This is a genomic window from Mesorhizobium sp. B2-7-3 (genome assembly GCF_006440715.1).
Lineage (GTDB): Bacteria > Pseudomonadota > Alphaproteobacteria > Rhizobiales > Rhizobiaceae > Mesorhizobium > Mesorhizobium australicum.
The window spans coordinates 1-25,383 of sequence record NZ_VFTY01000002.1; the positions used below are offsets into that span (position 1 = coordinate 1).

At 64.7% G+C, this 25,383-nt stretch carries 25 protein-coding genes and 1 tRNA gene; 20 read left to right on the plus strand and 6 right to left on the minus strand.

Annotated features, from left to right (window positions below; translation table 11 throughout):
* Positions 1 to 85: 85 nt before the first annotated feature.
* Positions 86 to 175: transfer RNA gene (locus tag FJW04_RS03955), tRNA-Ser, on the minus strand.
* Between the two features lie 326 nt (positions 176 to 501).
* Between FJW04_RS03955 and FJW04_RS03960 the strand changes: the two genes are divergently transcribed.
* The 3 genes from FJW04_RS03960 (at position 502) to FJW04_RS03970 (ending at position 2,249) form a co-directional block, all read left to right on the plus strand.
* The gene (locus tag FJW04_RS03960; RefSeq protein WP_015315189.1) at positions 502 to 1,173 is read left to right on the plus strand and encodes a 50S ribosomal protein L21; all 672 of its coding nucleotides are present in this window, start codon (positions 502 to 504) and stop codon (positions 1,171 to 1,173) included.
* A gap of 100 nt (positions 1,174 to 1,273) precedes the next feature.
* Positions 1,274 to 1,543 carry a 50S ribosomal protein L27 gene (rpmA, locus tag FJW04_RS03965; RefSeq protein ID WP_015315190.1) on the plus strand — a complete coding sequence of 90 codons (270 nt, stop codon included), beginning with the start codon at positions 1,274 to 1,276 and terminating at the stop codon, positions 1,541 to 1,543.
* Between the two features lie 118 nt (positions 1,544 to 1,661).
* The gene (locus FJW04_RS03970; protein ID WP_140712513.1) at positions 1,662 to 2,249 is read left to right on the plus strand and encodes a GNAT family protein; all 588 of its coding nucleotides are present in this window, start codon (positions 1,662 to 1,664) and stop codon (positions 2,247 to 2,249) included.
* A 99-nt stretch (positions 2,250 to 2,348) separates the two neighbouring features.
* Here the strand turns inward: FJW04_RS03970 and FJW04_RS03975 are convergent, their stop codons facing one another.
* Complete coding sequence (locus FJW04_RS03975; protein ID WP_140712515.1) at positions 2,349 to 3,218, minus strand: endonuclease/exonuclease/phosphatase family protein; 870 nt, start codon at positions 3,216 to 3,218, stop codon at positions 2,349 to 2,351.
* Positions 3,219 to 3,350: 132 nt separating this feature from the next.
* Here FJW04_RS03975 and obgE point away from each other — a divergent pair, with 132 nt between their 5' ends.
* The 5 genes from obgE (at position 3,351) to FJW04_RS04000 (ending at position 8,843) form a co-directional block, all read left to right on the plus strand.
* Complete coding sequence (gene obgE, locus FJW04_RS03980; RefSeq protein ID WP_140712517.1) at positions 3,351 to 4,382, plus strand: GTPase ObgE; 1,032 nt, start codon at positions 3,351 to 3,353, stop codon at positions 4,380 to 4,382.
* 4 nt (positions 4,383 to 4,386) lie between these two features.
* Complete coding sequence (gene proB, locus FJW04_RS03985; protein WP_140712519.1) at positions 4,387 to 5,523, plus strand: glutamate 5-kinase; 1,137 nt, start codon at positions 4,387 to 4,389, stop codon at positions 5,521 to 5,523.
* A gap of 3 nt (positions 5,524 to 5,526) precedes the next feature.
* Positions 5,527 to 6,813 carry a glutamate-5-semialdehyde dehydrogenase gene (locus FJW04_RS03990; RefSeq protein WP_140712521.1) on the plus strand — a complete coding sequence of 429 codons (1,287 nt, stop codon included), beginning with the start codon at positions 5,527 to 5,529 and terminating at the stop codon, positions 6,811 to 6,813.
* A 27-nt stretch (positions 6,814 to 6,840) separates the two neighbouring features.
* The gene (locus FJW04_RS03995; protein ID WP_246673716.1) at positions 6,841 to 7,473 is read left to right on the plus strand and encodes a nicotinate-nucleotide adenylyltransferase; all 633 of its coding nucleotides are present in this window, start codon (positions 6,841 to 6,843) and stop codon (positions 7,471 to 7,473) included.
* Positions 7,474 to 7,544: 71 nt separating this feature from the next.
* The gene (locus FJW04_RS04000) at positions 7,545 to 8,843 is read left to right on the plus strand and encodes an MFS transporter (RefSeq protein WP_140712523.1); all 1,299 of its coding nucleotides are present in this window, start codon (positions 7,545 to 7,547) and stop codon (positions 8,841 to 8,843) included.
* Between the two features lie 2 nt (positions 8,844 to 8,845).
* On the opposite strand, the gene FJW04_RS04005 is transcribed toward FJW04_RS04000, so the two are convergent.
* Positions 8,846 to 9,697: a mechanosensitive ion channel domain-containing protein gene (locus tag FJW04_RS04005; protein ID WP_140712525.1), complete on the minus strand. Its 852-nt coding sequence runs from the start codon at positions 9,695 to 9,697 to the stop codon at positions 8,846 to 8,848.
* A 242-nt stretch (positions 9,698 to 9,939) separates the two neighbouring features.
* On the opposite strand from FJW04_RS04005, the gene rsfS reads away from it, so the two are divergent.
* The 10 genes from rsfS (at position 9,940) to FJW04_RS04055 (ending at position 19,461) form a co-directional block, all read left to right on the plus strand.
* The gene (gene rsfS / locus FJW04_RS04010) at positions 9,940 to 10,317 is read left to right on the plus strand and encodes a ribosome silencing factor (RefSeq protein WP_015315198.1); all 378 of its coding nucleotides are present in this window, start codon (positions 9,940 to 9,942) and stop codon (positions 10,315 to 10,317) included.
* A gap of 28 nt (positions 10,318 to 10,345) precedes the next feature.
* Positions 10,346 to 10,828, plus strand: coding sequence for a 23S rRNA (pseudouridine(1915)-N(3))-methyltransferase RlmH (rlmH, locus tag FJW04_RS04015; protein ID WP_140712527.1), 483 nt, complete (start codon positions 10,346 to 10,348; stop codon positions 10,826 to 10,828).
* 157 nt (positions 10,829 to 10,985) lie between these two features.
* Positions 10,986 to 12,335 (plus strand): murein hydrolase activator EnvC, encoded by a 1,350-nt coding sequence (locus FJW04_RS04020; protein WP_140712529.1) that lies wholly within the window; start codon positions 10,986 to 10,988, stop codon positions 12,333 to 12,335.
* A gap of 1 nt (position 12,336) precedes the next feature.
* A complete protein-coding gene (locus FJW04_RS04025; RefSeq protein ID WP_015315201.1) occupies positions 12,337 to 13,668 on the plus strand; it encodes a S41 family peptidase in 1,332 nt (443 codons plus the stop codon).
* Between the two features lie 182 nt (positions 13,669 to 13,850).
* A complete protein-coding gene (locus FJW04_RS04030) occupies positions 13,851 to 15,032 on the plus strand; it encodes a divergent polysaccharide deacetylase family protein (RefSeq protein WP_140712531.1) in 1,182 nt (393 codons plus the stop codon).
* 36 nt (positions 15,033 to 15,068) lie between these two features.
* The gene (locus tag FJW04_RS04035; RefSeq protein WP_015315203.1) at positions 15,069 to 15,590 is read left to right on the plus strand and encodes an RNA pyrophosphohydrolase; all 522 of its coding nucleotides are present in this window, start codon (positions 15,069 to 15,071) and stop codon (positions 15,588 to 15,590) included.
* A gap of 97 nt (positions 15,591 to 15,687) precedes the next feature.
* The gene (gene alr / locus FJW04_RS04040; RefSeq protein WP_140712533.1) at positions 15,688 to 16,827 is read left to right on the plus strand and encodes an alanine racemase; all 1,140 of its coding nucleotides are present in this window, start codon (positions 15,688 to 15,690) and stop codon (positions 16,825 to 16,827) included.
* 276 nt (positions 16,828 to 17,103) lie between these two features.
* Entirely contained in the window at positions 17,104 to 17,526 is a 423-nt protein-coding gene (gene rnk / locus FJW04_RS04045) for a nucleoside diphosphate kinase regulator (RefSeq protein ID WP_140616603.1), read from the plus strand.
* Positions 17,527 to 17,540: 14 nt separating this feature from the next.
* Positions 17,541 to 18,083, plus strand: a complete 543-nt coding sequence (locus tag FJW04_RS04050) for a nucleoside-diphosphate kinase (protein ID WP_140712535.1) — start codon at positions 17,541 to 17,543, stop codon at positions 18,081 to 18,083.
* Between the two features lie 121 nt (positions 18,084 to 18,204).
* Positions 18,205 to 19,461, plus strand: coding sequence for a D-amino acid dehydrogenase (locus FJW04_RS04055; protein ID WP_140713257.1), 1,257 nt, complete (start codon positions 18,205 to 18,207; stop codon positions 19,459 to 19,461).
* 60 nt (positions 19,462 to 19,521) lie between these two features.
* On the opposite strand, the gene FJW04_RS04060 is transcribed toward FJW04_RS04055, so the two are convergent.
* The 3 genes from FJW04_RS04060 to FJW04_RS04070 form a co-directional block, all read right to left on the minus strand.
* Positions 19,522 to 21,666: a phosphatidylserine/phosphatidylglycerophosphate/cardiolipin synthase family protein gene (locus FJW04_RS04060; protein ID WP_140712537.1), complete on the minus strand. Its 2,145-nt coding sequence runs from the start codon at positions 21,664 to 21,666 to the stop codon at positions 19,522 to 19,524.
* The gene (locus FJW04_RS04065; protein WP_140712539.1) at positions 21,663 to 22,106 is read right to left on the minus strand and encodes a hypothetical protein; all 444 of its coding nucleotides are present in this window, start codon (positions 22,104 to 22,106) and stop codon (positions 21,663 to 21,665) included. The genes FJW04_RS04060 and FJW04_RS04065 overlap by 4 nt, the downstream gene beginning before the upstream one ends.
* A 190-nt stretch (positions 22,107 to 22,296) precedes the next feature.
* The gene (locus FJW04_RS04070) at positions 22,297 to 23,178 is read right to left on the minus strand and encodes a LysR family transcriptional regulator (RefSeq protein WP_140712541.1); all 882 of its coding nucleotides are present in this window, start codon (positions 23,176 to 23,178) and stop codon (positions 22,297 to 22,299) included.
* 158 nt (positions 23,179 to 23,336) lie between these two features.
* Here FJW04_RS04070 and FJW04_RS04075 point away from each other — a divergent pair, with 158 nt between their 5' ends.
* Positions 23,337 to 24,833: a CoA-acylating methylmalonate-semialdehyde dehydrogenase gene (locus tag FJW04_RS04075; protein WP_027141740.1), complete on the plus strand. Its 1,497-nt coding sequence runs from the start codon at positions 23,337 to 23,339 to the stop codon at positions 24,831 to 24,833.
* Positions 24,834 to 25,069: 236 nt separating this feature from the next.
* Positions 25,070 to 25,375 carry a hypothetical protein gene (locus tag FJW04_RS04080; protein ID WP_015315212.1) on the plus strand — a complete coding sequence of 102 codons (306 nt, stop codon included), beginning with the start codon at positions 25,070 to 25,072 and terminating at the stop codon, positions 25,373 to 25,375.
* Positions 25,376 to 25,383 lie beyond the last annotated feature (8 nt).

Sequence of the window (25,383 nt, forward strand, 5' to 3'; positions counted from 1 at the left end):
TCCAAAACCCCTTCGGGCCAAAAGTGTTACCCATGTCTCCGGTATAAACCGTAACCTATGTGTCCGGAACGGACCTTTGGGGGAATGGCGGAGAGGGAGGGATTCGAACCCCCGATGGGCTTGCACCCATGCCGCATTTCGAGTGCGGTGCATTCGACCACTCTGCCACCTCTCCGCGGTCATGGTCGGCCGTTGCCGGCGCGGCGCACTAGATAACGGCTGAACGGGCAGGTTACAAGGCCAAATCCACCGGAAATTCAGCTTCCTGTACGGGCCTCGTTCGGAGTGCCACGCTCCGTCCTCGGCAGGAGTCTGGCCCGCATGGCAGGGAACCCCGCCCGTTTGCCTTGACTCCCACGCAACCTTCGGTTAGGGACAGCGCGCAATCGGCGTGGAGGGTTCTTCCACGCCGCTTGTTTTTTGAACCCGCAGACTGACAAAAAGACGGCCGAACCGCCAGAGGCGGTTCATCAAGGCCGACCGAACAGCGAAAGGCAAAAAATGTTCGCAGTCATTAAAACGGGCGGTAAGCAGTATCGCGTTGCCGCCAACGATCTCCTGAAGATCGAAAAAGTCGAAGCCAATGTCGGCGACATCGTCGAGATCGGCCACGTGCTCGCTCATGGCGAGGGCGAGAATGTCACGTTCGGCGCGCCGTTCGTCGATGGCGCCCTGGTGACCGCCGAAGTCGTCGAGCAGGGCAAGAACCGCACGGTCATCGCTTTCAAGAAGCGTCGCCGCCAGAATTCGCGCCGCAAGATCGGCCATCGCCAGCTTTTGACCACCGTGCGGATCTCCGAGATCCTGCTGGGTGGCGCCAAGCCCGCCAAGAAGGCGGCCGTCAAGGCGGAAGCCAAGGCTGAGGTCGCTCCCGAGGCCGCGCCGAAGGAAGCCAAGGCCAAGAAGGACGCCGCCCCCAAGGAAGACGCGAGGGCCGAGGCCGTCGCCGCGCCGCTGTTCAAGGCGCCGAAGGGCGAGCCGGACGACCTGACCGTGATCAAGGGCATCGGCCCGGTCGCCGCCAAGGATCTCGCCGAGCAGGGCATCATCACCTTCGCGCAGCTCGCCAAGCTGACCGAGAAGGACGTTGCCAAGATCGACGAGAACATGCCGTTCAGCGCCGACCAGATCAAGGACTGGCGCGAGCAGGCCAAGGAGCTGGCCAAGAAGTAAGGCGAACCGGCGCGAAACGTCGCCGGATCGGACTTGAAACGGAACGCGAACGCGTTCATAAGACCATTCAAGCGCCCATGGGCGCATCGGAGTTAGTTAGATGGCACACAAGAAAGCTGGCGGCTCGTCGCGCAACGGTCGCGACTCGCATTCCAAGCGTCTGGGCGTGAAGAAGTTCGGCGGCGAAGCCGTCATCCCGGGCAACATCATCATTCGTCAACGCGGCACCACCTGGCATCCCGGCGTCAATGTCGGCATGGGCACGGACCACACCCTTTTCGCGCTCGAAACCGGCGCCGTGACGTTCAACAAAAAAGCCAACGGCCGAACCTACGTATCGGTCAACCCGATTACCAAAGCCGCGGAGTAGCCGGTTCCGCACTAGAACACCGGCGCCCATCTCGGGACCGGTGTCTGGCAAAACCAGGAAAAGGATCAGGGGAGATGGGTTTCCATCTCCCCTTTTTCTTGTGCCTGGAGGACTTCAAATGGTTGCCGAAGCGGAAGATTCAGAAGACGAAAGTTACGCGATAGATTGCCCGGTGCTGGTCACCGAGCGGCTGGTGATGCGCGCTCCCGATGAGCGGGATATCGCGCAACTGGTCGAACTTGCCGACAACCGTCACGTTGCCGAGATGCTGGCGCGCATGCCGCACCCCTATGGGGAGGCCGAGGGACGTGCTTTCCTCGCCATGACCAAGGCGCGGCGCGCCGGCATCGCCTATGCCTTGACGCTGGCCGGCACCGACACTTTCGTCGGCTGCGCCGGGCTGAACACCACCGATCGCGGCCTTGAGCTCGGCTACTGGATCGGCGAGCCCTACTGGAAGAAGGGCTACGCCACGGAAGCCGCGCACGCGCTGGTCGACCTCGCCTTCCAGAAGACGTCGATCCAGGTGCTGCAGGCCTCGACCAGGGTCATCAATCCGGCTTCACGCCGCGTCATCCACAAATGCGGCTTCCAATATGCCGGCCAGGGCATGCTGAATTCGATCGTCGCCGGCCAGGTGCCGGTCGAACGTTATCGGCTCGACAGGAAAACCTGGACGAGCCTGCGCAATTGGATCCACTTCTAGGTGCGTCGATATTCAGGTGAGGCCGGCCTGACCTGAATATCGGCAAACCTTGGCGCGTGGGGCGAAACAGTACAAATCAGCTCGGGACCGGACTTGGGCTTAGCCCAGTTCGACCCAGACCGGCCGGTGGTCGGAACCGACTGATTGTCTGTCGACCCACAGGCGCTTCAGCGACCGGGCAAGCGAGGCGCTGGTGAAGATATAGTCGATGCGCTTGTGGCGGCTGGCGTTGGTGGGGTCGTTGGGATCGACCAAGGAGACGAGATCGTCGCCGGCGACATCGAGGCGCAGGGCGGCATCGACGGCGAAGTCGGCGGTCAGCGGCATGCCGAATTCATGGTCCGGCCGGCCGGCGAGTTCGACATATTCGGGCGAGCCGGCCAGCATGTTGAAATCGCCCATGCCGACAAAGGCTTCCGGATGCGGCAGTTCCGGCAGGCCGATCTCGGCGACGCCGGACAGCGCACCGCCTTCGAGCGCATAGTTCAACAGGCGCTGGCGCAGGAACTGGATCTGGCTGGCGCGTTCGACCGGGCTGCGGTGATCGAGATGGATGGAATAGAAGCGGATGAAACCAAGCGGCGTCTCGATCAGGGCTTCCAGCGCGCCGCGCTGGAAGTTCATCATCTCGAAGCTGCGGCTGCGCGGCAACAACAGGTTGCGCGACAGATGAATGGGCGTTTTCGACAAGACCATGTTGCCGAGCTGGAAGGTCGTGGTGATGGCGCGGCCGTCCTCGATGCGCGAGCCGATATTGGCCTCGAAATTGCTGCCATAGACGGCGAAATAATCGGGCAGCGCCTCGCCGATCTCGGCCACCATGTCGCGGCTGCCGTTCCGGGGATTGTTGCGGGTGACCTCCTGCAGCGCGATTACGTCGGCTCCGCGCACCGCGTCGGCGATGCGCCCGAGATCGTAGCGTCCATCGAGACCGATGCCGTACTGGATGTTGTAGGTTACAAGCTTCATTCCGACGTCTCTCCGGCCAACCCCGCGCGGCCATAGTCACAAAACGGCCTCGCCCTTCGCCGCGCCTTGGTTTAGAGCAAGGCCCAAGGTTTAGAGCAATGCCGCAAGGCCAATAAAAGAAACTGCAGTCCCATGAAATTTCTCGATCAAGCCAAGGTCTATGTCCGCTCGGGTGACGGGGGCGCCGGTTCGGTGTCGTTCCGGCGCGAGAAGTTCATCGAGTTCGGTGGCCCGGATGGCGGCGATGGCGGCCGCGGCGGCGATGTCTGGCTGGAAGCGGTCGACGGGCTGAACACACTGATCGACTATCGCTACCAGCAGCATTTCAAGGCCAAGACCGGCGTCCACGGCATGGGCCGCAACATGACCGGCGCCAAGGGCGCCGATGTGACGCTGAAAGTGCCGGCCGGAACGCAGGTCTTCGAAGAGGACAATGAGACGCTGATCTGCGACCTGACCGTCGTCGGCCAGCGCTTCCTCCTTGCCAAGGGCGGCAATGGCGGCTTCGGCAACCAGCATTTCAAGACCTCGACCAACCAGGCGCCGCGACGCGCCAATCCCGGCCTTCCCGGCGAAGAACTCAATATCTGGCTCAGGCTGAAGCTGATCGCCGACGCCGGGCTGGTCGGGCTGCCCAATGCCGGCAAGTCGACATTCCTTGCCGCCGTCACCGCGGCCAAGCCGAAGATCGCCGACTATCCGTTCACGACCCTGCATCCGGGCCTCGGTGTCGCCCGCATCGATGCGCGCGAATTCGTCATCGCCGACATTCCAGGTCTGATCGAAGGCGCGCACGAAGGCGTCGGCATCGGCGACCGCTTCCTCGGCCATGTCGAGCGCACGCGCGTGCTGCTGCACCTGGTCTCCGCGCAGGAGGAGAACCCGGGCAAGGCCTACAAGACCGTGCGGGCCGAGCTCGAGGCCTATGGCCACGGCTTGACCGACAAGGCCGAGATCCTGGCGCTGAGCCAGGTCGACACGCTCGACGCAGACGCGCGCAAGAAGAAGGTCGCCTCGCTGAAGCGTGCCGCCGGCCGGGCGCCGATGCTGCTGTCGGCGGTCACCGGCGAAGGCGTCGAGGCGGTGCAGCGGGCGTTGATGGCTGTCATCGCGGAGGCGCGCGCGCGGATCGCCGCGCCGGTCGAGACGCGCTGGGAAAAGTAAAGTCATGCAGCCGCTCAGAAAATACCGGCGCATCACCGTCAAGATCGGCTCGGCATTGCTCGTCGACCGGACGAGCGGCCTGAAGCGCGACTGGCTGGCCTCGCTCGCCGACGACATCGCGGTGCTTGCCCAGGGAGGAGCCGAAATCCTCGTCGTGTCGTCGGGCGCCATCGCGCTCGGCCGCACCATCCTTGGCCTTGGCAAGCGCGCCCTGAAGCTAGAGGAGAGCCAGGCCGCCGCCGCCGTCGGCCAGATCGCGCTCGCCGGCGCATGGTCGGACGCGCTCGGCAAGGGTGCCTTGAAATCGGGCCAGATCCTTTTGACGCTCGGCGATACCGAGGAGCGCCGGCGTTATCTCAACGCGCGGGCCACCATATCGACGCTGCTCAAGATGAAGGCGGTGCCCGTCATCAACGAGAACGACACGGTGGCGACCTCCGAAATCCGCTATGGCGACAATGACCGGCTGGCGGCCCGCGTCGCCACCATGATGGGCGCGGACCTTCTGGTGCTGCTCTCCGACATTGACGGGCTCTACACCGCGCCGCCAGCGTCGGACCCCGGTGCGAAGTTCATTCCGGTGGTCGACCGCATCACACCAGACATCGAAGCAATGGCGGGAGCCGCCGCGTCCGAGCTGTCGCGCGGCGGCATGCGTACCAAACTCGACGCGGGCAAGATCGCCAATGCTGCGGGCACGGCGATGATCATCACCTCCGGCACAAGGCTGTCGCCGCTGATGGCTATCGAGCGCGGCGAGCGCGCGACATTCTTCAAGCCCAGCGCCAATCCGGTGAAAGGCTACAAGACCTGGATCGCCGGCCAGCTCGAACCGGCGGGGCGGCTGACCGTCGATGCCGGCGCGATCGGCGCGCTCGTTTCGGGCAAGTCGCTGCTGCCGGCCGGCGTCAAGCTGGTCAGCGGCAATTTCTCCCGCGGCGACACGGTGGCGATCCTGTCGCCCGAGGGCCGCGAGATCGCACGCGGGCTGGTTGCCTACGATGCCGCCGATGCCGTAAGGATCGCAGGCCTGAAGACGGCCGAGATCGAGACGGTGCTCGGTTACGAGGCGCGTTCGGCGATGATCCACCGCGACGATCTCGTCGTAAGTCACGCCGGAAGCGACACAAGCGGAGGATGAGCCATGCTGAAGCTGCATGAAAAATCCGGGGACGACACCGTGGCGCTGATGGCCGATATCGGGCGCCGCGCCCGCGCTGCCGCCCGACCGCTGGCCATCGCCACCGCCGCCGCCAAGAACGCCGCGCTTGTCGCCATGGCCGACGCGATCATTTCTCGCGCGCGGGACATTCTCGACGCCAACGCCATCGATGTTTCGAATGGCCACGAATCCGGGCTTTCCGGCTCTTTCATGGATCGGCTGAAGCTCGATCCGGCACGCATCCGCGCCATGGCGGACGGTATTCGCGAAATCGCTGCCCTGCCCGATCCAGTCGGTGATGTCATCGCCGCGTGGGAGCGGCCGAACGGTCTGCACATAGAGCGCGTGCGTACGCCGCTCGGTGTCGTCGGCGTCATCTATGAAAGCCGACCGAACGTGACGGCGGATGCCGGCGCTCTCTGCCTCAAGGCCGGCAATCCGGTGATCCTGCGCGGCGGCTCGGATTCTCTGAACTCGTCGGCGGTGATCCACGCCTGCCTGGTCGACGGCTTGAAGGCGGCCGGCCTGCCGCAGGACGCCATCCAGCTGGTGCCGACCACCGACCGCGCCGCGGTCGGCGAGATGCTCAAGGGGCTTGGCGGCAATCTGGACGTCATCATCCCGCGCGGCGGCAAAAGCCTGGTCGGGCGGGTGCAGAGCGAGGCGCGGGTGCCGGTCTTCGCCCATCTCGAAGGCATCTGCCATCTTTATATCGACCGCTCCGCCGAGCTCGACATGGCGGTGCGGATCGCCGTCAACGCCAAGATGCGGCGCACCGGCGTCTGCGGTGCCGCCGAAACGCTGCTGGTCGACCGTGCGGTCGCCGCCACCCATCTGGTGCCGACCCTCGACGCGCTGCGCGCCGCCGGCTGCGAGATCCATGCCGATCAAGAAGTGATGAAAATGTTCTTCGACGCCAAGCCGGCGACCGACGCCGACTGGGTGACCGAATATCTCGACGCGATCATCGCGGTGAAGCTGGTCGACGGGATCGCTGGTGCGATCAATCACATCGAAACCTTCTCCTCGCATCATACCGAGGCGATCGTCGCCGAGGACGCGAAGGCGGTCGAACGGTTCTTCAACGAGATCGATTCGGCGATCCTGCTGCACAACGCCTCGACGCAGTTCGCCGATGGCGGCGAGTTCGGCATGGGCGCCGAGATCGGCATCGCCACCGGCAAGATGCACGCGCGCGGGCCGGTCGGCGTCGAGCAGTTGACCTCGTTCAAATATCGCGTGCGCGGGTCGGGACAGGTGAGGCCTTGAAGCTTTTGATCGCCAGAGCCTGAAGCGATGCTGGCCTCTTCCGAACCGGCGACACCCTCCAGCTATCTGAAGATGCCGCATGCCGAGAAGGGGCTGGCCGTCGGACTGTTTGGCGGTTCGTTCAACCCGCCGCATGCCGGCCACGCATTGGTCGCCGAAATCGCTTTGCGGCGTCTGGCGCTGGACCAGCTTTGGTGGATGGTGACCCCAGGCAATCCGCTGAAGAGCACGCGCGAACTGGCGCCGCTGGGCGAGCGCATCGTGCTTTCCGAGAAGATCGCCAAGAACCCGAAGATCAAGGTCACCGCCTTCGAGGCGGCACACAATGTGCGCTACACCGCCGACACGCTGGCGCTGGTCAAGGCGCGCAATCCCGGCGTCGACTTCGTCTGGATCATGGGCGCCGATTCCCTGCGGGACTTCCATCGCTGGCAGCGCTGGCGCGAGATCGTCATGACCTTTCCGATCGCGGTCATCGACCGACCCGGCGCGACACTGTCCCTTCTGTCGTCGGTTGTCGCCAAGACCTTCGATTACGCCCGCATCGACGAAGGCGACGCGCCAAGGCTTGCGCGGATGAAGGCGCCGGCCTGGACCTTCATCCACGGTCCGCGTTCCTTGCTGTCGTCGAGCGCGATCCGGAAGATGGCGAAGGGTTGAGCGTCTCGTCCGTCCGGCCATGTCGTTTTTACAGCGGCGTCCGCCTGACCCATGGGCGATGCTGACCAGCCATGGCGATTCACAAGAAAACCCATCCCACGATCGATCCCGACCAGGGCAGCACGCCTGCGCCGCTGATCGCGATTGCCAGTGTCATCGTGTCGATGGCGCTGATTGCCATCGGCAACGGGCTGATGTTCGCCTATATCCCCATCCGGCTCGGCGTCGAAGGGTTCGATCCGGTCTGGGCAGGGCTGATCGTCACCGGCCTGTCGGCCGGCGGCCTCGCCGGCTGTATCCTGACCGGTCCGCTGGTGCGCCGGGTCGGCCACGCCCGCGCCTTCATGGTGCTGTCGGCGCTGATCGCGCTGTCCAATGCCGCCATCGGCGCCGGACCGCACCCGCTGCTGTGGATCGTGGCGCGCGCGCTTTACGGCTTTGCCATATGCGGCCTGTTCATCGTCGCGCAAAGCTGGCTCAACGACGCGCTGCCGAACGCCGTACGCGGCCGGGTGATGGCTGTGTTCTACGTCGCCTACATTGCCGGTCTTGGCGTTGGTTATGCGACGCTTGCCGTGATCGACATCCACACGGCCGCCGCGTCGCTGATCGGCATCGCCTTTACCGCTCTGTCGATCCTGCCTGTCGGCATGACACGCCTTGCCCAGCCGCCGGCGCCGCAGGCGGCTTCGGTGGCTCTGCGCCAAGCCTGGCGGATTTCGCCGGTCGGCGTCGCCGGCATGCTGGCGGTCGGCGGCCTGTCGATGATCATTTCCGGCTTCGCGCCCATCCACGCGACGGCCAAGGGCTACAGCCAGGCCGATGTCGCGCTGCTGCTGTCGGCAATGCCGGTCGGCACGCTGATCCTGCAGATACCGCTCGGCTGGCTCTCCGACCGTACTGATCGGCGCTACGTGCTTGCCGGCGCCGCGGCGCTGGCGGTGGTTGCCAGCGTGCTCGCCATCGCCTTCGACGGCGGTGCGCTGATGGCGCTGGTGGTGATCTATCTGATCTGGGACGGGGCGGCGGAATCGATCTACGCGCTCTCCAGCGCGCATGCCGCCGACCGCGCCAGGAAGGATGAACTGCTGGCGCTGTCGAGCTCGATGCTGTTTGCCTGGTCGCTCGCCGGCTTCATCGTGCCGGGCATTGTCACGGCGCTTTCCGCCGTCTTCGGCACGGCAACCTTCATCTATGTCGGCATCGTCATCGCCTCGGTATTCTGCCTTTTCGTGCTGTGGCGGGTGATCGCGGCGGGCCGCGTTCCGGCGGCCGCCACGGGCAGTTTCGCGCCGATGTCGGCGCAAGCGCCCTTGCCGGTCGAACTCGCCTTCGCGCCGGACGAAGTGGTCCGCCACAGGGGCGACTGATTTTACTGCTTGCGGGCCTCGGGTGGCGGTGCCTCCGGAGGCGGCTGCGGGATCGAGATGCCCTCGCTGTCGAAGGCCTGCTTGGCGCGTTTCGTCATGTCGATCTGGGTGGCGAAATGGTCCGCCGCCGCGGTCCAGTAGCGCAAGGTGAGCGAAACGGTCGTATCGCCGAGCCCGGCCACGAAGGCGATCGGCGCCGGTTCGCGGCGGATGCGCTTCTCGGCACCGGCAATGGCAAGCAATGTCTTCTGGGCGCCGTCTATGTCGTTCCAGGAGCCGATGCTGAGCGTGATGTCGGTGCGGCGCACGCCGTTGCGGGTGAAATTGCGCACCGGCTGATTCCACAGCGTCGAATTCGGTGCCAATATGTAGATGCCGTCGGCGGTCCTGAGCTTGGTGGCGAAAAGGCCGATTTCCTCGACCGAACCGGCAATGGAACCGACCTCGACAGATTCGCCAATGCGGAATGGCCGCAACGCGAGCAGCATGATGCCTGCGGCGATGTTCTGCAGCGTGCCTTGCAGGGCGAGACCGATGGCGAGGCCGATGGCGCCGATCGCGGCGATGATCGATGCAGTCTGCACGCCGAACTGGCCGAGCACCATGATGACGACGAGGATCAGAATGGCGTAGCGCCCGATCTTGGAAAAGAAATGCCGCAGCGTCGCGTCGAAACCATGGATATGGCCGAGGCCAGCCGAGATCGAGCGCTCGGCAAGGTTGGCAACGATGTAGCCGACCACCAGGAGGATGACGGCGCCGATGGCGGAAAAGGAATAGGAGACGATCAGCGTACTCAGCTGCGCGAGGCCGGTCTGGACGGTGAGAAGGGTGTTTTGCGGGTCGATCGGCATGGCGGGATTCCGGTTGGTCGGTCAGCCGGTAACCGCTGTGGAAGGCGTGGGTTCCGATGTTTTTGCGTCACCCGTGGAACAACATTCCACTCGGCGAGTTCGCGTCGATCGGGGCTCCGTCTTGAAACTGCAACGGAACTCTGCCTATCTAAGTGGTGTCACCTGCTTTAAGGGGTGATTTGGTTGTTCTTGCTGCGAAAGGAAATACACTGAGAACAGCACTGCGGAAGAAGGCCGACATCGTGCCTTCGCCGGCCAGGATCAGCGTAGACGACGCCGTGTCCCGTGCCATCAAGACAGTCCTTGCCAGTCTGGAAGACTCCAAGGCCGAAAACATTGTCTCAATCGACATTCAGGGGAAATCGAGCCTCGGCGACTACATGGTCGTTGCGTCGGGCCGATCGCACCGTCATGTCGCGGCTGTCGCCGACCATCTCCTCAAGGCGCTCAAGGATGCCGGTCTCGGCACCGCGCGCGTCGAGGGACTGTCAGGCGCCGACTGGGTCCTGATCGATTCTGGCGATATCATCGTCCATGTCTTCCGCCCCGAAGTCCGCGAATTCTACAATCTCGAAAAGATGTGGCAGGCGCCGGATCTCGAGGAAGAGACCCTCCACTAAGCCCTTCGCGGGGCTTATAGAGGCGAGGATGAAGATTTCAGTTCATGCCGTGGGCCGAATGAGAGCCGGCCCCGAGCGGGAGTTGGCCGACCGCTATTTCGAGCGGTTCGCCAAGAGCGGACCCGGCGTGGGGCTCGAATTCGCCGGAATCACCGAGATCGTCGAGGGCCGCGCGCAGAGCGCCGCCGAGCGCCAGCGCGACGAAGGTTCGCGGCTGCAGGCACAGCTGCAGCCAGGCACGGCCCTCATCCTGCTCGACGAGCGAGGCAAGAGCCTGTCTTCACAGGATTTCGCCGGCCGTCTGGGACAGTTGCGCGACGGCGGACGCAAGGCGCTGGTCCTCGCCATTGGTGGCGCCGACGGCCACGATCCGTCGCTGCGCGGCCAGGCCGAGCTGGTGATGTCGTTCGGGGCGCTCACCTGGCCGCATCAGCTGGTGCGGGTGATGCTGGGTGAACAACTCTACAGGGTGGCGACGATCCTGTCGGGTCATCCCTACCACAGGTCCTGAAAGCCGCCGGATCGCACCGAATTTGGCCCCAAATGCCGCGCAAGATTCGACGTGGGCCTGTGTTTCCGTTGCATTGCGTTATTGCGAACCCTTTGGGCGACAGGCGCTAACATGGTTGATGATTCGTTAACGAAGGCGCGGATAGAATCGATCGCGAATGTCTGAAGGCTGGAAATCGACGACGGGCCCATCGACGGGGGGCTCCTGGCGCGTGCGCTGCGGTATCGCCGCGGCGGCGGTGCTTCTGTCGCTGCATGCTGTGCGGGCCGAAAACACGCTCGACATGGCGCCCGATCCGGACCAGAGCCGTGCCGAATACGAGCAGGTTTCGAAGGAAATAACGCTGTCGTCGGAACGGCTGGCCAAGCTCGCCGCCGATATCGCCGCGGTCAAGAAGGACCACGCCTCGATCACCGCGGCACTCATCCAGTCGGCGATGACCGAGCAGAAGCTCGGCCAGGACATCGAGGACATCGGCGCCAAGCTGGAAGGGCTGAAGGGCCAGCAACAGAAGATCCGTACTTCGCTGGCGGCGCGGCGCGATGTGCTGGCCGAAGTGCTGGGCGCCCTGCAGCGCATGGGGCTCAACCCGCCGCCGGCGATCCTGGTCAAGCCGGAAGATGCGCTGTCGTCGGTGCGCAGCGCCATCCTGCTCGGCGCCGTGGTGCCTGAATTGCGCCAGCAGACCGACAGCCTGCTGGCCGATCTCAAGGAGCAGACCCGGGTGACGGCTTCGATCGAGGCCGAACGGGCGCGGCTGACGGCGGCGGTCGGCGATCAGACGGCGGAGAAGAAGCGGCTCGGCATGCTGCTCGAAGCCAAGCAGAAGCTCGAGACCGACACGAAGGCGCAGATGGCGGCCGAACAGCAGCGTTCCGAGCAATTGGCGGCCAAAGCCAGCAGCCTGAAAGATCTGATCGCCTCGCTCGAAGCGCAGGCGGACAAGAACCGCAAGGCCGCGGATGCCGCAAAGGCAGCCGCCGCTGGCCAGGCCGGCGGCACCGAGCCCGGTGGCGACCAGACAGCATCGCTGCCGGTTCCCGAAGGCAACAGGTTGACCGCCGCGGCGCCTTTCTCGGCACTGCAAGGACAGGTCGCCCTGCCGGTCACCGGCCGCATCAAACTCAGGTTTGGCGCCGACGACGGTAACGGCGCCTTGATGCTTGGGGACATGGTTGCGACACAATCGGGAGCCATCGTTACCGCGCCGGCGGATGGGAATGTGCTTTATGCGGGGCCGTTTCGCTCCTACGGTCAACTCTTGATCCTCAATGCCGGCGACGGTTATCATGTCGTCTTGGCTGGGATGAGCAGAATCAGCGTCGCGACTGGCCAGTCGGTGCTTGCAGGAGAGCCGGTCGGCGCGATGGGAGAAGCCCGGGTGGCAAGCACCTCGGTTTCGAAGAATGGAAATGCCACGCCGGAGCTCTATGTCGAGTTCCGCAAGGATGGAAAACCCGTCGATCCGGCCCCATGGTGGGCGGACCGTTTTTCTGGAAGGACGTGAAATGATGCGGAAACTGTCGCTTCTGTTTGCCGGTGCGCTGATGGGCGCGTCCGCCATGAGCCTTGTCTATGGCGCACCCGGCTCGGCGGCGAACGCTGCGGGGTCGGAGACCTACAAGCAACTGGCGATCTTCGGCGACATCTTCGAGCGGGTGCGGGCGCAGTATGTGACCCCGCCCGACGACAAGTCGCTGGTCGAGAACGCCATTAACGGCATGCTTTCCTCGCTCGACCCGCACTCCTCCTACATGAACGCCGAACAGGCGCAGGACATGCGCGTGCAGACCAAGGGCGAGTTCGGCGGGCTCGGCATCGAGGTCACCATGGAGAACGACCTGGTCAAGGTGATCACGCCGATCGACGACACGCCGGCCGCCAAGGCTGGCGTGCTGGCCGGCGACTATATCGCCAAGATCGACGGCGAGGAGGTTCGCGGCCTGACGCTCAACGACGCGGTCGACAAGATGCGAGGCCTGGTCAACACGCCGATCAAGCTGACCATCCTGCGCCAGGGCGCCGACAAGCCGATCGAGCTGACGGTGGTGCGCGACATCATCAAGGTCAAGGCGGTCAAGTTCCGGGTCGAGAACGATATCGGCTACATGAAGATCACCTCCTTTACCGAAAAGACCTATGACGACCTCGAGAACGCTATCGAGACCATCAAGAAGCAGGTGCCGGACGACAAGCTGAAGGGCTATGTGCTCGACCTGCGCCTCAATCCGGGTGGCCTGCTCGACCAGGCGGTGAGCGTGTCGGACGCCTTCCTCAAGCGCGGCGAGATCGTCTCGACGCGCGGACGCGATCCAAAGGACGTCACCCGCTTCGACGCCAAGCCCAAGCAGACCGACGATATCAACGGCAAGCCGATGATCGTGCTCGTCAATGGCGGCTCGGCCAGCGCTTCGGAAATCGTCGCCGGCGCGCTGCAGGACCTGCGCCGCGTCACGGTGGTCGGCACGCAGTCCTTCGGCAAGGGCTCGGTCCAGACCATCATCCCGCTCGGCGAGAATGGCGCGCTCAGGCTGACGACGGCGCTCTATTACACGCCATCGGGCAAATCGATCCAGGGCAAGGGCATCACGCCCGACATCAAGGTCGACCAGCCCCTGCCGCCCGAACTGCAGGGCAGGGACCTGACGCGCGGCGAATCCGATCTCAAGGGCCATATCAAGGGCGCCGACGAGAGCAAGACCGGCTCGGGTTCCGCGGCCTATGTGCCGCCGGATCCGAAGGACGACCTGCAGCTCATCTATGCCGAGCAGCTGCTGCGCGGCCAGAAGACCGATCCGGCCTTCCCGCCCAATCCGGAAAAGGCCGTGCTCAACCAGTAAGGCAACCGGTCTGGCCGGTTGAACGAAGCAATGCGATGCTGCCGGGACCGAAAGGTTCCGGCAGTTTGATTCGGGGGGCAGGACCAGGCCTCCAGATATGGCGCCCAGGCGCCAGGATTGATGAATTCGTGCATGTGTTGCCGAAGGAGGTCGCCTTCGGAACCTTGCATCGGGGACAGGGCTTGGCTGATATCGGCAAGGACATCGAACGCCCGCTTGGACAGGCCGTCCGGGCGCCTCGCGGCGCCGGCAAGATCAGCGTCGGTGTGATCGCGGCGAGCGCGATCGTGCTTGCCGTGGTCGGCGTCTCGGCCGCGATCGCGTTCAGGGAAAAGCCGTTTCGAAAGCCGCAGGAAGTCGCCGTCTCGACGCCGAAAGTGACTGCGGCGGCCGAGCCCGCCGCGTCGCCTCCCGCATTGGCTCCGGCGGCGACGCCAAAGGTGGGGATGCCGGCCAAGACGGGCGGTCCGCAGATCATTCATGTGCAGACCGAAGAAGGCGATGGCCCGCCAAAGGCGGCAATCGTCATTCGCGATCCATCGACCGTCGGCCAGAACCTCAAGATCGCGCATATTCCCGACAGGACGCTGATCGAAACCAGTGAAACCGGGCCCTTGCCGATGCGCTCCGCCGACGGAAGGCGACCGTTTGACGTCTATGCGCGGCCATGGTCCGGCACGCGTGGCGCACGTGTGGCAATCATCATCGGCGGGCTCGCGGTTTCACAGACCGGCACCCAGGCGGCGATCGCCAAGCTGCCGGCGGAAGTGACGCTGGCCTTCGCGCCACAGGGCAACAGCATCGGCCGCTGGATGCAGGCTGCAAGGCAGAGCGGCCACGAAATCGTCATGCAGGTGCCGCTCGAGCCGTTCGACTATCCCAAGGTCAATCCCGGCCGCAACACGCTGACGGTTGCGGCGAGCGCGGAAGAAAACCTGAAAAACCTGCACTGGGCGCTGTCGCGGACGACGAACTATACCGGTGTCATGAACTATATGGGCGCGCGGTTTTCCGCCGACTCCGCGGCGATGGAGCCGTTCATGGCCGAACTTGGCAAAAGGGGCCTCGCCTATATCGACGACGGCTCGTCGGCGCGCAGCCTGGCGCCGGACATGGCGCTGAGGGACGGCGTGCCTTTTGTCGCCGGCGACACGGCGATCGACGCGGTGCAGGATCGCGGCGCCATCCTGAAGAAGCTCGACAGTCTCGAAGCGACCGCGCGTGCCAAAGGCACGGCCGTCGGCATCGGCTCGGCTTTCGACCTGACGGTCGACACGGTCTCGTCATGGGTGGCCGAGGCCAAGAAGCGCGGCATCGAGATCGTGCCGATTTCAGCGGTGGCCGTCGATCCGCAAAAAGGTTAGCCAAGGCCTTCGGAAGGCGACTGGAGAGACTAAGTGATGCCGCAGACGAAAAAAGTCGACCGCGAAACGCTGCCCTACCGACCCTGTGTCGGGCTGATGATCCTCAATGGCGAGGGGCTGGTCTGGGTCGGGCATCGCATTGCCGAACCCGACAGCGAGTTCGCCGGCACGACGCAGCTCTGGCAGATGCCGCAAGGCGGCATCGACAAGGGCGAGGAGCCGTTGCAGGCCGCCGAGCGCGAGCTCTACGAGGAGACCGGCATGCGCAGCGTCTCGCTGTTGGCAGAAGCGCCGGACTGGATCAACTATGACCTGCCGGACCATCTGGTCGGTATCGCCTTCAAGGGGCGGTATCGCGGCCAGACGCAGAAATGGTACGCCTTCCGCTTCCATGGCGATGCCAGCGAGATCCAGATCAATCCGCCGCCGGGCGGCCACACAGCCGAATTCGACAAATGGTCATGGCAGCCGATGCAAGACCTGCCCGACCTGATCGTGCCGTTCAAGCGCAAGGTCTATGAAGAGGTGGTGGGGGCGTTCCGTCACCTTGTGCCATAGCTGGACGGGCTCCGGCCGCGGTTCAAACGCCCGCGGTTGCCGCGCCGGTTCGACCGCCTTATTGATTTGATGTCTGTCCGTCACAAGAAGGGCCGCCATGTACGACGCCCCCAAAAGATCACTGCCCGAGGAAGCCGACGCCCCGAGCGAGGCTGCTGCCGGGGCTATCCTCACCATCGATCTTGGCGCGATCCGTGAAAATTACCGGCGACTGAAGGCGCGGCTGGGCGGCGTGCGCTGCGCGGGCGTGGTCAAGGCCGACGGCTACGGTCTGGGTGCGAGCCAAGTGGCATCGACGCTGATGAAAGAAGGCTGCGACATCTTCTTCGTCGCTCTGCTGGCCGAAGGAATCGCGCTCCGCAAGGCGATCGGGGCAGGACCCGAGATCTATGTGCTGAACGGTCTGCCGCCAGGCTCCGAGGGGGAAGCGGTCGCGTCTGGTCTCTGCGCGGTCATTAACAGTGGCGCACAGTTGAGAGCCTGGCGCGCGGCGGCACATCGCGTTGGCCAAAGACTTCCGGCCGCGATCCAGGTCGACAGCGGCATGTCGCGACTTGGCATGGCGCCGCCCGAAGTCGAGGCCATGGCCGGCGACACCGCCGCGTTCGATGGCATCGCCATCAGGTATGTAGTGAGCCATCTGGCCTGCGCCGACGAGCCGCACCATCCCGCCAACGAACAGCAGCGGCGGGCCTTCGAGCGGTTGCGTGCCATGCTGCCCGGGGCACCCGCCTCGCTCGCCAATTCCTCCGGCATCTTTCTGGGACCGTCCTACCATTATGATCTCGCCCGCCCTGGCGCCGCGCTCTATGGCATCAATCCGACGCCTGCCGAACCCAACCCGATGCTGCCCGTGGTGCGGCTGCAGGCCAAGGTGGCGCAGACGCGCAGCGTCGAAAAGGGCACCGGCATCGGCTATGGCCACACCTACCATGCGGAAGGGCCGCTCAGCCTGGCGACGATCTCGTTCGGCTACGCGGATGGCTGGCTGCGCCGGTCCGCGTCGGCCGCCTGGTTCGAGGGCGCGCGCCTGCCCTTCCTCGGACGCGTGTCGATGGATTCGATCATTCTCGACATCTCGGCCTTGCCGCCCGGCAGGCTCCGCGAAGGGGATCTCGTCGAACTGCTCGGCCCTTCACAGAGCGTCGACGATGCCGCCGGCCATGCCGGCACCATCGGCTACGAAATCCTGGCCAGCTTCGGAACGCGGTTTCACCGGCGCTATGTCGGCGGCTGAGCGGTTTGGCCGCGCTTGACAAGCGGACGCCTGTCGGCAAGGTTCGGCGCATGAGCAACCTCGCTTATAGCACAACCTTGTTCAGGGTCTGCCCGATCGCGGGATCGTAGCCCCGGCGCGGCCGCCTTCCGGCGTCCGTCCGTACCGGGGCATCCATACATCCACAATCGCCATCAAGCCGAACAGCCCTTCGCGGCTGCCGGCCTTTCATCACGCCGCCGCCAGTGCGGCGGCAGGCGCGCATCCGTTCGATGCGCCGATCCCATGAGGTTTGCCATGCAACATGCAAAAGAACTGCGTCCAAACAGCCATATTCTGATCAGCGAAGCCGACCATGACAGGCTGACCGGCCTGGCGAGGGCGTTGCTCGATCGCGCGCCCGAGACGGCCGAGGAGCTGCTTTCGGAAATGGACCGGGCCGTCGTCACGAACGCGGCGGCGATGCCGGCCGGTGTGGTGCGAATGGGTTCGACGGTTATGGTGCGTGGCGAAAGCGGGGACATCCAGCGCATCATGCTGGTCTACCCGGGCGAGGCCGACATAGCCAAGAATCGGATCTCGGTGCTGACGCCGATGGGAACCGCGCTCATCGGCGCGAGCGTTGGGCAGGCGGTTTGCTGGAACGGTCGTGGTGGTCGGGAACTGTCCGTGACCGTCGAAGCCGTCGATACGCCGGCTTCCGGCCCGCAACGAGCTTGATGGCGGAGGCGGTGATGACGAGCACGAATTGCTGCCTGACGACGAAGGACTTTGCCGTTCTCGAAGTCATGCTGGAGCGCCGGCGGGCATTCGCGGATCCGATCGTGCGCATGCTCGAACACAAGCTTTCACGCGCCGATGTCGTGCCGATCGATTCGGTCGGCCCCGACATCGTCACGCTGAACAGCAGGGTGGTGTTCGGCGTCGATACCGGTCCCGCGGAGACGCGAACCCTGGTGCAGCACGAGGTGCGCGGGCCGGTCGGCTCCAGCCTGTCGGTCGCAACGAGGCGCGGGCTCTGCATGCTTGGCATGGCGCAAGGCCAGACTGCAATGGTCGAACACGCCGACGGCCGGCGGGAGTCGATCCTGATCCGGGCCGTGCTTTACCAGCCGGAGGCTGCCCGGCGCACGGTCAGGCAGAAACACCAGGCTGACGCGCAGCGACCGCACGGGCTCAGGCTTGTCTACAGTGCCGCAGCCGATTGGAGGCCTCTTGGCGAGACGGCCGGAATGCGGCAGACAGACGACGACGACCCCGGTCCCTCGGCGGCGTGAATGGGCAACAGCGCGTGGTCTCGAAGATCGGCATCGATTTTCGCTCGGGATCATGCGCAAATCGAAAAATACGGCTGCGTCCATGGGCGTCCTGAGGACGCTCGGCGGCAAGGAGTGAATGATGAAAATCATGGTGCTGGGCAGTGGCGTGATCGGGGTGACCACGGCCTATTATCTCGCCGAGGCCGGCCACGAGGTGACCGTGATCGACCGCCAGAAAGGGCCGGGGCTGGAAACCAGCTTTGCCAATGCCGGCGAGATTTCGCCCGGCTATGCCTCGCCTTGGGCCGGCCCCGGCATCCCGCTCAAGGCGATCAAGTGGCTCTTGATGAAGCATGGTCCGCTGGTGGTGCGGCCAGCCTTCGATCCGCACATGTGGACGTGGCTGGTCAAGATGCTGCGCAACTGCACCACCGAGCGCTACGCGATCAACAAATCGCGCATGGTGCCGCTGGCGGAATACAGCCGCGACACGCTGAAGGCGCTGCGCGAGGCGACCGGCATCGCCTATGACGAGCGGATGCAGGGCACGCTGCAGCTGTTCCGGACGCAAAAGCAGCTCGACGGCACCGGAGGCGATGTCGAGGTGCTGAAGAAATATGGCGTGCCCTATGAGGTCCTTGATCCCAACGGCTGCATCGCGGCGGAACCGGCGCTGGCGGGGGTGCGTGAAAAATTCGTCGGCGGCCTGAGACTGCCGGGCGACGAGACCGGCGACTGCAAGATGTTCACCGACAGGCTGGCCGAGCTCTGCGTGGCGCGCGGCGTCAAGTTCGAATACGACACGACGATATGGCGCGTCATCCGCAGCCGCAACCGCGTCAACAATATGAGCACCAGCAAGGGCTGGCTGACCGCCGACGCCTATGTGATGGCGCTGGGCAGCTATTCGGCTGGTTTCATGCGCCGGATGAAGCGACCGATCCCGGTCTATCCGGTCAAGGGCTATTCGATCACGGTGCCGATCAAGGACGCCGCCGCCGCGCCCGTGTCGACCGTGATGGACGAAACCTACAAGGTCGCGATCACCCGGCTCGGCGACCGCATTCGCGTCGGCGGCACGGCCGAGATTTCCGGCTTCGACCTCAGGCTGCATGAATCGCGCCGGCGCACGCTCGAACACTCGGTCGGCGACCTGTTTCCGGGAGCCGGCGCGATGCGCGATGCGACGTTCTGGTGCGGGCTGCGGCCGATGACGCCTGACGGACCGCCGTTGATCGGCCGCACGGAGCTGTCCAACCTCTATCTCAACACCGGCCATGGCACGCTCGGCTGGACCATGGCCTGCGGCTCGGCCAAGGTTCTGGCCGATATCATCTCCAACCGGGTGCCCGATATCGACGTGCGTGCCTTGGCCCAGGAGCGTTACCTGAAATAGCCGCCGCGCGTCTCGCGCTTTATTCTTTGCTTATGTCGTTGCCCCGGAACCGGGGCGATATCAGAACGCCTGCCTGACCCACGCCTCGTCGAACAGCAGCCGGTAGGCCCACGGGATCGTCACATTGGTGGCGACCGGGTTCGAGTGGACGAGGTAGTCGTCATAGACCGGCTTCATCCTGGCGTAGAAGGCGGGGTCGAGCACCATCATGCCGTTCTCCGAATCGTGGAAGAAGCTGCGGTTGTTGAGGTTGACCGAGGAGATGGCAACCAGCCTTTCATCGATCATCATGATTTTGGAATGCAGCACCACGTCAGGCGCCTTGAACTCGCGGATATCGATACGGTCGCCATATTTCTCGACGAACAGCTTGTTGAGCGCGGTGAGAAACCTGCCCCCGATATCGCCCTTGAGGTCGATGCGGCCGACAACGTCGATCCTGACGCCGCGGGCGAGCGCCCGGTCAAAAGCCTTGGCGAGGCTCGGCGTCAGATTGAGGTAGGGGTTGACGATCTGGATATGGTGCCGGGCGGCATCGACCAGTTCGACGAAATAGGCCTCCAGCGCATGGTCATCCTCATAGGGCATCGAGATGAAATGCCGGGCATTGCCCCGGGGGCCATCTCCGCGGACCGGGATGGAGAAGGGGCGCGCCAGGTTGGTGTCGGCGTCGCGCAGCCATATCGTCGACAGCTGCGCGGCGAGCGTCTCGACCGTCGCCCGGTCGGCGAACTCGATGTCGAAGTCGCTCCAGTTCGAGTAGTAATTCAGCGAAAACCCGTCGGTCTTGCCGTATTGCTCGAGGTCCGGATAGCGCGACAGATCGATCGGCTGGTGGAACAGGAAACCGTCATGGATGTTGCGGCCGCCGATGATGACGCGCGAGCGCGCGGGGTCCTGCGCCAGCGTGGCCAGCATCTTGACATGATGGACCTTGTGCAGTTGTGAAATCTGCTCGTCGATCGGCGCGCCGTGGTCCGCCCGCCAGCGATATTCCTGCAGCTCCACATTGGGGAATTCGGCGGCCAGCCGGTGCAGCATGGCGTCGTCCTTTTCGCGCTCCAGCACGTCGGTGACTATGATGCGCACCTTGGCGCCAAGCGCTGCATGATGGCGGATCAGCCGTTCGATGACGCGCCCGGAAAAGTCGGCCTTGAATTCCAGCGAGGACAGATAGATCAGCTTCAGCCTTGGCGCCTTCGAGAAATCGAGCGGCAGTTCCGGATCGCCCCTGTCTATTGCCGCATCGGGCAGCGGCGCGCCCATCAGCGCCTCGACCTTGGCGTTGAAGCCGTCGCGCGACTTGCGCAGCAGCCTGGGCTCGCCGATCGGCATGGCGCAGGTCTGCGACAGCCAGCGGCTGGCATAGAAGGCGCGCTCGAGCGCATCGAGGCCGGCACCGCCGGGGACTGGGCAGCGCTGGTAGCGGCTGTCCAAGCTGGCAAGCGCCGGATCCGCGGTTTCTTCGCGCCGGATGGTGAGCGGTGTACCGGTGGGCGCAAGGCTGGAGCGGATCCTCGCCGTGCACCGGTTCAGGCTGTCGCCCGGGAACAGGCTGACCGTGTCGTCCTCGCCGGAGAGGTGAAAGCGGAATGCCGCGCCGGCGGCGATGGTGCGTGAGGCTCCGCCAGCGCGGAGCGCCAACGCGCCGTCGCAATTGCCTTCGATGTCGGCCGGCTGTTTGCCCGCCTGTCGCACGACGATCTCGGTGCTGCGTGCCTGCAAGCCGGAGAAATCGAAAATCCTGGGGGCCGAGGGCCGCGCCGCCGCATCGATATAGAGCGTCTGCCGCGACACCCGCCAGCGGCCGTCGAAATGACCGTCACCGCTGCCCCCACCGACCGGCGGCAGATGAGCGTTGGCGACCGGTCCGGCCAGGTGCTGGAGCGTCGAATAGGTCGCCTGGAAATCGCGGTTCTGGACATCGAGGCGGTTGCGCCCGAAGGGGCCGGTGCCGTTGGCGCGGTCCATGGCGCCGAGCTGGTTGTGGGCGAGCAGTGCCAGGAACCGTCTTTCATAGTCGCTGCCGCCGTCATTGCCGAAGAACTGCTCAGCCGCGACCCGCGACCCGGGCGTGCCAGCCGACAGCGAGGGCCGTGCGCAAGCCTCCTGCCCGGCCGATAGTTCGCAGGCATTGCGGCCCGCACCGCAGCCGGCAAGGGCGGCCAGCCCGAACAGGGCGAGGATGGCCGTGCGGATGTTCACCCCGTCGCCCCGGCCTTCATGACGCTCAACTGCGCCGGGTCGCGGGGCGGCATGAAACCTTGCGGGAAAACCTTGCAGACAGGGATGGCGAAGGTGGCGATTAGCAGGTCCGCCTCGCCGCGCATCTTGCGGGGCGCCGTCATGTCATCGCGGATCGCCCTCGCCGAGGCGATAAGGGCGCCGTCGCAGTCGCAATGGTTGCGGCGGGCGATGTAGCAAGCATCATGGGTTCGGCAAACGGCGTCGAGGCGATCGACAGGCCGGGCCGACAGATCGCCGGTGCGGGTGCCGGGACCGCAGTAATTGCCGATGACGAAAGGCGAGGGACGCGCCATGGCATAGCGGATCGGTTTCGGCAATTCGGCTTCCGGCACTTTTGTCCATGGGTTGGCGCATGCGGAGACGAACAGCAGCGGCAGGATGGCAAGAACGGCTCGCATGTCTATCCGCGCCAGCTTTCTGAAAGATTTCCCCACCCCGACCTGTCCCATGGCCGGCGACCGCACGCCTGATGCCACACTGGTCGGTTTTGTGGCAAGGAAAAGGCGGCGTGCGTGATCCAGGCCCGCGCTATTGTGATGTCGGCACCCTGCCTGAAGGGCGCGAAACCCGCAGGCATTTGGGGGCAAGTCAGGTAAACAGCCCCCGCTCCCGTTCCACCGCCTTGGTGATGAAGGAGGCAACGATCTGGACGCGGCGCAGCGGTCTCACCGATTCGTGATAGACCAGCCAGTAGGCGCGGCGGATGGGCGCGACCAAATCGACGGCCACCAACTCCGGCATCGAGCGGGCGACGAAGGTGTGCAGGATGCCGATGCCGGCGCCCGAGCGCACCGCTTCGGCCTGGCCGAGTGCGGAGGAGATGGCAAAGCTGGTCCGCCAATCGGCGCTGAATTCGGCGGCGTAGTCGAGCGACGGGCTGACGATCAGGTCAGGCACATAGCCGATGAGGGTGTGCTGGCCAAGCTCGGCGGCGGTTTTGGGCAGGCCATGCGCGTCGACATAGCCGCGGGAGGCAAACAGCCCGAGCGAGTAGTCGACCAGTTTTCCCGCCACCAGCCGGCCTTCGGTCGGCCGCTCGACGGTTATGGCAATGTCGGCCTCGCGTCGCGACAGGGAGAAGGAGCGCGGCACCGGGACGAGCTGGATGGTGAGTTCGCGGTGCTGGGCGGTGAGTTCGCCCAGCCGCTTGGCCAGGAAAGCGACGCCGAAGCCGTCAGGCGCGCCGATGCGCACGGTTCCGGACACGTCGTCGCCTTCGCCCGATATGGTCGAGCGGGCGGCGATCATGTCGCCCTCCATGCGCTCGGCGATGTCGAGGAAGCGCTCGCCGGCCGGGGTCAGTTCGCTGCCGGTGGTCAGCCGGCGGAAGAGTTTCGTGCGTAACGCGTCTTCAAGGGCCGCGATGCGGCGCGAGACCGTGGCGTGGTTCAGCTCCAACCGCCTGGCGGCGCCAAGGATCTGGCCGGCCCGCGCCACGGCGAGGAAGATGCGGACGTCATCCCAGTTCATGGCGTTCCCCTGATGGCGATCTCGGGCGAGTATTGCGAGAATTGATGCTCGCGCGTCAATCGATATCTATTTTGCGCACAACGGTTGCGTTCTCCCTCGCGTTGCCATCGGCCGCCCAAAGGCGGACAATGCGACATCACAACCCAGGGAGAGAAATCATGATCGACTACGGTCATTTCATCGGCGGCAAGCGTGTCGCCGGCACCAGCGGCCGCAAGCAGGACGTCATGCAGCCGATGGACGGCACGGTGCGCGGCACGGTGGCGCTGGCCTCGCAGGCGGAATTGCGCGCGGCGGTCGAGAACGCCAAGGCCGCACAGCCCAAATGGGCCGCGACCAATCCGCAGCGCCGCGTGCGCGTGCTGATGAAGTTCCTCGAACTGGTTGCCCGCGACTATGACGAACTGGCCGAGATCCTTGCGCGCGAACATGGCAAGACCATCGCCGACGCCAAGGGCGACATCCAGCGCGGCCTGGAAGTGGTCGAGGTCTGCATCGGCGCTCCGCACATGATGAAGGGCGAGTTCACCGACGGCGCCGGCCCCGGCATCGATGTCTATTCGATGCGCCAGCCGCTCGGCGTCGTCGCCGGCATCACGCCGTTCAATTTCCCGGCGATGATCCCGCTTTGGAAGATCGCGCCGGCGATCGCCTGCGGCAACGCCTTCATCCTGAAGCCTTCGGAGCGTGATCCGGGTGTGCCGATGCGCATTGCCGAACTGTTCATCGAGGCCGGTCTGCCGGCCGGCATCCTCAATGTCGTCAACGGCGACAAGGATGTCGTCGACGCCATCCTCGACGATCCCGACATCAAGGCCATCGGTTTTGTCGGCTCGACGCCGATCGCGCACTACATCTATTCGCGCGGCACGGCGGCCGGCAAGCGCGTGCAGTGCTTCGGCGGCGCCAAGAACCACATGATCATCATGCCCGACGCCGACATGGACCAGACCGTCGACGCACTGATCGGCGCCGGCTACGGCTCGGCCGGCGAGCGCTGCATGGCTATCTCGGTGGCTGTTCCGGTCGGCAACGACACCGCCAACCGGCTGATGGAAAAGCTGATCCCGCGCGTCGAAAGCCTGAAGGTCGGTCCCTCGACGGATTCGGCAGCGGATTTCGGCCCGCTGGTTACCGCCCAGGCGCTGGAGCGCGTCAAGGGCTACGTCGACACCGGTGTCAAGGAAGGCGCCAAGCTTGTCGTCGATGGCCGCGGCTTCAAGATGCAGGGCTATGAGGACGGCTACTATATGGGCGGTTGCCTTTTCGACAATGTCACGGCCGATATGCGCATCTACAAGGAAGAGATCTTTGGGCCGGTGCTCTCGGTGGTGCGCGCGCCGACCTATGAGAACGCCATCAAGCTCGCCAACGACCATGAGATGGGCAATGGCGTCGCCATCTTCACCCGCGATGGCGACGCCGCGCGCGACTTCGCCAGCCGTGTCCAGGTCGGCATGGTCGGCGTCAACGTACCGATCCCGGTGCCGATCGCCTATTACACTTTCGGCGGCTGGAAGGCGTCTTCCTTCGGCGACCTCAACCAGCATGGCCCGGACGCGTTCCGCTTCTACACCAAGACCAAGACGGTTACCTCGCGCTGGCCGTCCGGCATCAAGGACGGCGCCGAGTTCGTTATCCCGACGATGAATTGACCGGACGCTTTTTTATCTGGTCTTCCTCGCTGCAGGGCGGATGAGAAGATCGATTGAACCTGAGGCCTAAGTCCCCGGACTTAGGCCTTTTGTTTTTGCAAACGCTAATGTGATGGAACCGGTGGGGGATTGCGCGACTTAGGGCTGCAATCCTGCCGTGGAGGAGGCGCGGCAGACAACCAGGGCGCCGACGGCGGGCCGGTGGCATTGCATCGTCCGGCGCAAGGAGGTGTCAAATGACACGACGTCTTACGGCGACAATGTTCGTTGCGGCGATGGCGATGTGCTCGTGCGCTGCTCAGGCAAATGCAGCTGGGCAATGCGCGCCACGCGCCGATATCGTGAAGGCGCTCGGCGAGAACTTCCACGAAAGCGAAGCCGGGCGCGGCCTGATCAACCCCAATGTGGTCCTCGAGGTCTTCGTTTCGGAACAAGGCAGCTGGACGGTCTTGGCTTCCGATACGAAAGGCCAGAGTTGTATCCTGTCGGTTGGCGAAGGCTGGGACAGCCCGACACTCAAGGCGGCCTTGCCGGGCGCCTGAGCGATTTG